The organism is Aquimarina sp. 433, from assembly GCF_054054605.1.
The window spans coordinates 46,974-56,447 of the sequence record NZ_JBSWZK010000011.1 but is presented as its reverse complement, the minus strand read 5'-3'; the positions used below and the strand labels follow the sequence as shown (position 1 = coordinate 56,447).

The window sequence follows — 9,474 nt, the reverse complement described above, 5'->3', positions numbered from 1 at the left end:
TATAAATGTTCGGGTTTTTATTATTCTAAAATTAAAATCATGAAGAAAAAAAAGTTAAACGGATTGTCATTAAAAAAAAATGTTATTTCTAGACTAGGTAGTCAAGGTATCAAAGGAGGTTTTTTTACTCATGATGATAATCGCACCGAACCGGTAGATTCTAGGTGTGATTGCGGTTCTGGTATCACTGTTATTGATAGAACAAAAGACTGCATACTAACTGACGATGGTGAATCATTTTTAACTTGTGATTCTTACGGTGTTCATTGTTTATGATGTAAATTAAAACAAGATGAAGAACAGCAATATTGCTGTTCTTCTCTTAGAAATAAAAGAAAAATCAAGTATCTATTAAATAAGGCAATATCACTTTAACTTCAGTACCTTTTCCTTCCGGAATTTGATCAACAGTAAAAGTTGTTTTTTTATTTAATGACTTCGCATAAATCTGCAAGCGTTCTTTAATAATTTTACCAGAAAAAGACTGATGTTTTGGATCAACTTTAGTTTTAAATTCTGAAGATTTTGTAATACCCACACCATTATCTACGATAAGACACTGGATCAAACCTTCCTTTTCATTTTTAGATAATACTATCTTAATAAGACCGTCATCGACACCTCGTAATCCATGCTGAATCGAATTTTCTATAAAAGGTTGAATAAACATAGGGGGAATAAAGGTTTCTTCTATATCTATATCTTCTGAAACTGAAATTGTATAGGTAAACTTTTGAGAAAAATTAGATTCTAATTCCAGATAATCTTCTATAGACTGTAACTCATCTTCGAAAAGAATGAACTCTTCTCTGGAATTTTTGAGAATCAACCGAATTAAACTACTTAATTTAGAGATATACTGTAAGGTATGCTCGGATTTTTTATTCACTAAATTACTTACTGTGTTTAGTGCATTAAATACAAAATGAGGATTTAACTGTGATCGTAACAATCGTTGTTTTAGATTGGTAGTTTCATACTTACTCTTCAGTTTACGTTGTCTAAACAACAATATTCCAACTCCGATAATCGACACTAATATCCCTAATAATGCTAAAGTTATAATATTTCTTTGCTTTATGATAACCTGTTGTTCCTCCGTTACGGCTTCTAATTGTTCAATGGATTCTTCCTTTTCTTTTACTTCATAGGCAATGTTGAGCTCTCTAAGTTTTTCATCTAATACTTGTTGATGGTACTTTCTAAAAAAAAGATCCTTTTGTTTTATCGTTTCAATAGCCTTTTCCTTTTGATTTAGATTCCTATATACCTCCACTAAGTAATCTAAAGCGTCATCGTGTAACCCTAACACTTCATCATCAATTTTAGGTATTTTGTATAAAGAATCCAAAACCTTAGTTAAAGCAGGTAATGCTTTTTTAGGACGACCCTCTTTTATAGATACAAAAGCATTATTAGTTTTTATAAACAAATCCATATACCCATAATTCTCATCTGGGTAATTTTCATGTAATACTTTATTTTTTTTGAAATAGTACAAAGTAGAATCTATTTGATTTTGATCTTTAAAATAGTTCCCAATATTGTTATACATACTTTTAATTCCTGCTTTGTTATCGCTCTCTAAATAGGTCTTCAACGCTTTTCTATAGTAATGTATTGCAGAATCTTTTTTACCCTGATCAAAGTATAAGAGCCCAATACGATTGTATGTTGCTCCAGCTTCTCTTGGAACAGCCATAAACGCGGTATCTTTTGCAATTTGTAATCTAAATTGCAACGCTTTCTTTTTTTCTCCAATTTTGATATAATTGCTTGCTAAATAAGCATATAAATAGGAATTGGTCTCTACTCGCGATGTCGGATACTTTTTTGAAATATCGATTGCCTTTAGTAAGTACTCTGTGGATTTTCTATAATTTCTATCTCTGTTTGTAAGAATATACGAGAGATAAAAATAGATATCTTTTAGATTTATTTCTTCAATGGGAGCTTCAATTCCAAGACTATTAAACCTTTCAACACCTTTTATACCATAATAGTAAGTAGAATCCAATTCACCTTTACCCAAAAAATATCGACTTTTTCTGCGGTAATAGCGTACCCAACCCGTGAGCTCAGAATCAGATTGCAACATCCGTTTAAACTCTATCTGTTTCTCTATTGTATTTGGATTAATTTCAAAACTGTCAATTTCTGATTGGGTATATATTCTTTGTTGAGCTATATTTTTCATAGAAAAAAGCAAAACAAGAATAAGAAAGCACCTTTTTTTAGACATTCTATTTAAATTAAAAAGAATTAGATTTGTGTGTACGTTATTTAATATCGATAGGCAAAAATATGATTAATTCGATTTCGGCAATAATAATTGAAGATGAAAAGGACGCTCAGGAATTTCTTGTTTCAATATTACAAAAAGACTTTCCTAATATTCAGATACAAGGGATATATGATAATGTAATAGATGCCGTTCATAATATACAAGTTAAAAACCCTGAATTGGTCTTTATGGATATTGAACTAATTGATGGTAATGCCTTTGATATTCTAGATAACTTACAGACACATGATTTCGAAATTGTGTTTATTTCTGCACATAGCGAACATATGGAGAGGTCCCTGGAATACCATACCCTAAATTACATTACCAAACCTTTTGAACCTGAAAGACTGCGCACCACCTTACATCGATATATAAAACTGAAAGAACGTTTGTTTTCTAAACAGAAATATACACTATTAAGGGAATTTATGTTGGACTCTAAACTGTTTTTAAATACTGGATCAGAGCATGTCGTTATTCATTTAAAAGACGTTCTAAAATGTGTTGCAGATGGTAACTACTGTTATTTTCATATGGTTCAAAAATCTTCCTATTTATCCTCTGAGTCCCTTAAATATTACGATAGCCTATTAGAAACTAAAGGTTTTTTTCGTGCAAATCGATCAACTCTGGTAAATATCAATCATATTCATTCGATTTATAAAAAAGAAGCTATTATACTTACTAATAAAGAACGAATTAGTGTATCTGTAAGAACCAGACCGCAACTTACCGAACTAATCAAAAACTTCGCTTAAACTCATATCAGCTACGCTTACATTTTTTAAACTTACTACTACACTTTTTTGATTTTAAAAAAACTTATTCGCTACTAATTTAGAGCAAGAATTAATAATTTTTAAAAACAAAACAATGATTAAAAACATCTTAAACTCAAAAGGGGTATCTTCAATCAACAAAACTGAACAAAAATCTATTAAAGGAGGTTCTAGAATTAACAAATGTGGTAGCTGTTATGAGATTTTATGGGAAGATCCAATTACTGGAAATCAATTATGCGGATTTCCTACAGGTGCTTGCTAATCCAGTAAAAAACTTCATTTCTCCTAATTATTAGGAGGAATGAAGTCGGTAAACAGAAAATATTATTCTTTTAAACCTATCGATTAAAACTCTTTTCCTCAAAAAATCATTACCGACTCTCTGATCTTCAAAAAAACTTATTTCCACATCAAAGCATTTGATTTTTTCCAAAAAAGCTATATTTGTGGTTGCGCAAACTCAGATCGTCACACACATGAAATCTTTACTTAGTATTGTAGTTGGTTTATTTTTTATAACCACTATGCAGGCACAGAGCATTTATGAAGCGGGTTATTTTGTAGATAATAACGGAAAACGTACCGAATGCTTAATCAAAAAACTTCCTTGGAGAACCAACCCAACAGAATTCCAATGGAAAAAAAACATTTCTTCTAGTTCTAAAACTGCTACCATCGAAAACATAAAAGAATTTGGGGTTGGAGAAGATTACGTTTACAAAAGGTACATTTTACAATTTGATCTTAACGGAGATACCGTAGGAAAGTCTACCAAATACAAAGATCCAGATCTTACCTATAAAAAGATTTTTTTAAGAACCATCTTAAAAAGTAAAACAACGCTGTATCAATACTCAAAAAACGACGTGCATCGTTTTTTCTATACCAATCCTGAGACAGTATACCCAGAACTGTTATTATACAAGGTTTTCTATACTCCTGATGAAAGCAAAAAACCAGGAAAAAAAGTAATTCCTCAGGAAAATAATACCTACCAAGAACAATTAGCTAAAAAAATAAAATGTGGAGATCAAGATCCTTCTAAATTAACCTATACGCAAGGAGATCTTAAACGATATTTTAAAAAATATAATGAATGCAAAGGCAATAAAATTGAATATATCATCCGTAAAAAAATTAACCAAACAAGAATTGGTGTGGTCGCTGCAGTTGATCTAACAGGATTTACTCATGGTTCTATTGCTGGTCCTGCAGGCGATGTAAATTATGATGATGTATTTGCTCCTCGTTATGGAGTCTTTATAGAAACCTTTATTCCGTTTTCTAAAGTAGATTTAAGTTTCTTTTTAGAATCTACCTATAAAGCATTTACAATGGATGGTAGGGATTTTGCTATTTCTAACAGTGAATTCGAATTAGATTATAAAAGTATTAACGTTGCTGTAGGACCAAGATTCCATATTTATTTGAGTCCTAAATTTGAGCTCTTCCTGGAAGGAGGACTTACTGTAGATTTTAATATCGGCACAGAAGCTACTCAATTTATGGAGAATGAATTAGAAAACACAACCACAGATTATTTTTATGGAGGTGGTATTGGATCTGGTCGTTTAAAGATTGGATTCAGACAATACTCTCCCAAAAACATTTCTAAAAGTACTGCAATACCAGATTCAGAGCTTACTACTTCTAGTCTTTATGTTTCTTTCAATATTTTTTAGGCACAAAAACAATCATAAAATAAAAAAACAAAAAAGGATTATACAATTAGTATAATCCTTTTTTACTTATATAAAATTTAATCTTCTAATTTGCTACTTCACTGATAAATTTAATACGATATAGTCGTAACTCTTCATCATCATAATCACCATCAAATTCTTCAATCGCAGTATCAATTTTATCGCTTTCAGCTTCGATAAAATACTCATGTATTTCTTCCTGCTGATCTTCGTCTAATATTTCATCTATCCAATAACTGATATTTAGTTTTGTACCACTGTAGACAATCGCTTCCATTTCTTTTATAAAATCTGGCATGTCCATTCCTTTAGCAGCAGCAATATCATCTAATGGCAATTTTCTATCTACATTCTGAATAATATATAGTTTGATACCGCTATTTGCTCCTGTACTCTTTACCACAAAATCATCAGGACGCATAATATCGTTTTCTTCCACATATTTAGCGATAAGCGCTATAAATTCTTTTCCGTATTTCTTAGCTTTTCCCTCTCCTACTCCATGTACATTTCCTAATTCTTCAATACTTATAGGGTATTTAAGTGCCATATCCTCTAAAGAAGGATCTTGAAATACCACAAATGGAGGCACTCCTAGTTTCTTTGCAACCTTTTTCCTAAGATCTTTTAGCATTCCAACCAATTGCTCGTCTGTTCCTCCTTTTCCTCCTGATTTCGCTGCGGTAATTATAGAATCATCCTTGGTTTCATCATACACGTGATCTTCTGTCATCATAAAACTAACAGGCGACTCGATAAATTCTCTTCCTTCTTTGGTGATACGTATCACTCCATACGTCTCTATGTCTTTTCGCAAATATCCAGAAACCAACACTTGTCGTATCAATGCCATCCAGTACTTATCTTCTTTTGATTTTCCAGTTCCAAAGAATGGCTGTTCATGGGTTTTATGAGAAATAATAAGAGCATTACTTTTCCCAATGAGTGTATTTACAAGATCTTTAGACTTATATATTTCTCCAGTTTTATTTACAACTTTTAATAATAGTTGTACCTCATCCTTTGCTTCGTGCTTCTTTTTAGGGTTACGAACATTATCGTCCATATCCGCTCCTTCTCCCGTTACCTCATCAAATTCTTCTCCGAAATAATGTAGAATAAATTTACGTCTGGAAATAGAAGTTTCTGCAAAAGCAACCACCTCCTGTAATAGAGCATGACCAATTTCCTGTTCGGCAACAGGTTTTCCACTCATAAATTTTTCTAGCTTTTCGATATCCTTATAGGCATAATAAGCTAAACAATGTCCTTCTCCTCCATCACGTCCAGCACGACCAGTTTCCTGATAATAACTTTCGATACTTTTAGGGATATCATGATGAATCACAAAACGAACATCTGGTTTATCAATCCCCATCCCAAAAGCAATCGTTGCTACCACTACATCCACATCTTCCATAAGGAACATATCTTGATGTTTTGCTCTAGTCTTGGCATCTAAACCTGCGTGATAAGGAACTGCTTTTACTCCATTCACTTCTAAGGTCTGAGCTAACTCTTCTACGCGCTTTCTGCTTAAGCAATATACAATACCACTTTTACCGCTATTTTGCTTTACAAAACGAATGATATCAGCATCGACGTTCTTAGTTTTTGGACGTATTTCGTAAAAAAGATTAGGCCTATTAAAAGAGGCTTTAAAGGTCTGCGCATTACTCATCCCAAGGTTCTTAAGAATGTCTTCTTGTACTTTGGGAGTAGCTGTGGCTGTTAATCCTATAATGGGGATATCCTCTCCTATTCTTTTGATAATATTTCTAAGATTTCTGTATTCTGGTCTGAAATCGTGTCCCCACTCGCTAATACAATGTGCTTCATCTACCGCCAAGAAAGAAATTTTTTGTTCCCTTAAGAAGTCTACATATTCTTCTTTGGTTAATGATTCTGGAGCAACATAAAGTAACTTAGTAACTCCGTTAACGATGTCACTCTTTACTCTTTTTACTTCAGATTTGTTTAAGGACGAATTTAACACATGCGCAATCCCTTCTTCGGAAGAAATACTACGAATGGCGTCTACTTGATTTTTCATTAATGCGATTAACGGAGATACTACAATTGCTGTTCCTTCGCACATTAAGGCAGGAAGTTGGTAGCAAAGGGATTTTCCACCACCTGTAGGCATGATTACAAAAGTATTCTCTTTGTTTAAAATACTTTCTATCACCTTTTCCTGCAATCCTCTAAATTGACTAAACCCAAAGTACTTTTTTAAAGCTCCTTGTAAGTCAGTTTTGTTCAAACTCATTAAATTGTCAAACTTTTATATACCAATTAAATTAAAAATAATTCTATCACATAAACCTTTTTCCCCAATTCAGATTTAGTGGATTGTTCTTTTTTAAAAAGTTACCAAAGATAAGCAAACTAAAATTTAGAAAGCTTTTTTTCAGCATTATTTAATATTCATAAGGTATTCTATACCTTTGCATAATTAAAGATACTAAAATCTTTATTTATAACACGCAAATTTTATAAATTTTGAACACCCTCGATACGATTATTTCCTTCGCGCAACAAACTATTAATGAAGAAGCTAGAGCCATTGCACATCTAGAACAACTTATCGACAAGGAATTTGCTGAAGCCGTGAATACCATTCATAATTCTAATGGACGAGTAATCATTACTGGGATCGGAAAAAGCGCCATAATTGCTTCAAAAATAGTAGCTACCATGAATTCTACGGGAACTCCCGCTGTATTTATGCACGCTGCAGATGCTATTCACGGAGATTTGGGTAATATCCTGAAAGATGATGTGGTTATTTGTATTTCTAAAAGTGGAAATACTCCTGAAATAAAGGTGCTAGTTCCCCTAATTAAAAACTTTAACAATACTTTAATTGGCATTACTTCAAACAAGGAGTCTTTCTTAGGAAAAGAAGCTGATTTTGTACTACACGCATATGTAGAAAAAGAAGCCTGTCCTAATAATCTAGCACCAACTACAAGTACCACCGCGCAATTAGTTATGGGAGATGCCGTAGCGGTATCTTTATTACACCTTAAGGGTTTCTCTAGCAAGGATTTTGCAAAATATCATCCAGGAGGCGCATTGGGCAAGAAATTATACCTAAGAGTACAAGATATCGTTTCTAAAAACGAAAAACCGGAAGTAGGTCCAGACTCTGATATCAATTCAGTAATCGTAGAAATGACCGAAAAGAGATTAGGTGCCACAGCCGTTACCGACAATAATAAGATCATAGGTATTATCACGGATGGAGATTTAAGAAGAATGTTGACCACAAATACTTCTTTTGCAGGATTAACTGCTAAGGATATTATGTCTCCTAATCCTAAGCGTATTGATATCGATGCGATGGCAGTAGACGCTCTTGATCGTTTAGAAGAATACGGAATATCACAATTATTAGCAGAAGAACAAGGCAACTATGCTGGCCTTTTACATATTCATGACCTAATGAGAGAAGGAATACTATAATGGGAAAGAAGATAACAAAAGATCCACAATCCATGTCTTTTCTGGATCATCTTGAAGAATTGAGATGGCATTTAATAAGAGCTACCGTAGCCGTTCTGATAGCAGCAATTGTAGCATTTATTGCTAAAGAATTTATTTTTGATGTGTTAATTTTTGGTCCAAAAAAACCAGATTTCCCTACCTACAAAGGGCTTTGCAATCTTTCTAAACTTTTAGGTTTAGATGAAAGTTTATGTTTCCAAGAGTTACCATTTAGTGTACAAAGTAGAAAAGTAGCCGGGCAGTTCTCGGTACATATCTGGACATCTATTACTGCTGGTTTTATAGCAGCTTTCCCATATGTATTATACGAATTTTGGAAGTTTATTGCTCCTGCATTATATGACAAAGAAAGAAAATACTCTAAGGGGTTCATCATTATCTGCTCTTGTCTATTTTTTCTAGGTGTACTTTTTGGATATTATATTATCACTCCATTATCAATTAACTTTTTAGGAGGGTATCAGGTGAGTGCAGAAGTATTAAATGAGTTTGATATTGATAGCTACATCGCCTTAGTAAGAGCTTCGGTGATTGCTTGTGGATTGATATTCGAACTGCCTGTTATTATGTTTTTTCTTACCAAAGTTGGGCTTGTCACTCCTCAATTTTTAAAGAAATACAGAAAATTCGCATTAGTAATTGTATTGATTTTATCCGCTGTAATCACTCCTCCTGATATTGCGAGTCAGGTGATTGTAGCAATTCCAATATTGATTTTATACGAAGTAAGTATTATTATTTCTAAAATAGTGGTCAAAAGACAAAACAAAAAATTAATTCCGCAAACCAAATGAGTACCATAGTAGACGATTTCAATGAATATAGAGAGAAAATGAACTCTCGAATTCTAGAAGATAACAATAAGATTATTAAAAGAATCTTCAATTTAGACACCAATGCTTACATGGAAGGTGCGTTGGATGTAAAAACAAAAGAGCTTTTAGGTTTAGTAGCATCTACTGTACTTAGATGTGATGACTGCATAAAATATCACTTAGAAACCTGTTATAAAGAAGGTTTAACCAAAGAAGAAGTGGTAGAATCTTTAAGTATTGCGACTTTAGTTGGAGGAACTATCGTTATACCGCATTTACGAAAAGCATATGAATTTTGGGATGCTTTGGAGGAGCAAAACTCATAACATTGCTCTTAGTCAATTTATTCGCTTATTTTAGCAACATCCAATATAGAA

The 9,474-nt window shown here is 32.8% G+C and carries 9 protein-coding genes; 7 read left to right on the top strand and 2 right to left on the bottom strand.

The window, feature by feature from the left end; genetic code table 11:
• The first annotated feature begins 39 nt into the window (after positions 1-39).
• On the top strand, positions 40-276 hold the full coding sequence (locus ACWNT5_RS19855; protein ID WP_456518372.1) for a hypothetical protein: 237 nt from the start codon (positions 40-42) through the stop codon (positions 274-276).
• Positions 277-340: 64 nt separating this feature from the next.
• Here ACWNT5_RS19855 and ACWNT5_RS19850 read toward each other — a convergent pair whose 3' ends face one another.
• On the bottom strand, positions 341-2,197 hold the full coding sequence (locus ACWNT5_RS19850; RefSeq protein WP_456518371.1) for a tetratricopeptide repeat-containing sensor histidine kinase: 1,857 nt from the start codon (positions 2,195-2,197) through the stop codon (positions 341-343).
• Between the two features lie 107 nt (positions 2,198-2,304).
• Here ACWNT5_RS19850 and ACWNT5_RS19845 point away from each other — a divergent pair, with 107 nt between their 5' ends.
• The 3 genes from ACWNT5_RS19845 to ACWNT5_RS19835 all read left to right on the top strand — a co-directional run bounded on the left by ACWNT5_RS19845 (position 2,305) and on the right by ACWNT5_RS19835 (position 4,751).
• On the top strand, positions 2,305-3,045 hold the full coding sequence (locus ACWNT5_RS19845) for a LytR/AlgR family response regulator transcription factor (protein ID WP_456518370.1): 741 nt from the start codon (positions 2,305-2,307) through the stop codon (positions 3,043-3,045).
• 115 nt (positions 3,046-3,160) lie between these two features.
• A complete protein-coding gene (locus ACWNT5_RS19840) occupies positions 3,161-3,331 on the top strand; it encodes a hypothetical protein (RefSeq protein WP_456518369.1) in 171 nt (56 codons plus the stop codon).
• 214 nt (positions 3,332-3,545) lie between these two features.
• Positions 3,546-4,751: a hypothetical protein gene (locus ACWNT5_RS19835; protein ID WP_299609319.1), complete on the top strand. Its 1,206-nt coding sequence runs from the start codon at positions 3,546-3,548 to the stop codon at positions 4,749-4,751.
• Between the two features lie 85 nt (positions 4,752-4,836).
• Here the strand turns inward: ACWNT5_RS19835 and recQ are convergent, their stop codons facing one another.
• A complete protein-coding gene (recQ, locus tag ACWNT5_RS19830) occupies positions 4,837-7,041 on the bottom strand; it encodes a DNA helicase RecQ (RefSeq protein ID WP_299899936.1) in 2,205 nt (734 codons plus the stop codon).
• A gap of 233 nt (positions 7,042-7,274) precedes the next feature.
• Here recQ and ACWNT5_RS19825 point away from each other — a divergent pair, with 233 nt between their 5' ends.
• Genes ACWNT5_RS19825 through ACWNT5_RS19815 form a run of 3 tightly spaced genes read left to right on the top strand, consistent with a single transcriptional unit; the run spans position 7,275 to position 9,423 of the window.
• On the top strand, positions 7,275-8,240 hold the full coding sequence (locus tag ACWNT5_RS19825) for a KpsF/GutQ family sugar-phosphate isomerase (protein ID WP_299609315.1): 966 nt from the start codon (positions 7,275-7,277) through the stop codon (positions 8,238-8,240).
• A complete protein-coding gene (gene tatC / locus ACWNT5_RS19820) occupies positions 8,240-9,076 on the top strand; it encodes a twin-arginine translocase subunit TatC (RefSeq protein WP_299609312.1) in 837 nt (278 codons plus the stop codon). Before ACWNT5_RS19825 ends, tatC begins: the two co-directional genes overlap by 1 nt.
• A complete protein-coding gene (locus ACWNT5_RS19815) occupies positions 9,073-9,423 on the top strand; it encodes a carboxymuconolactone decarboxylase family protein (RefSeq protein WP_299609310.1) in 351 nt (116 codons plus the stop codon). Before tatC ends, ACWNT5_RS19815 begins: the two co-directional genes overlap by 4 nt.
• The last annotated feature ends 51 nt before the right edge of the window (positions 9,424-9,474 follow it).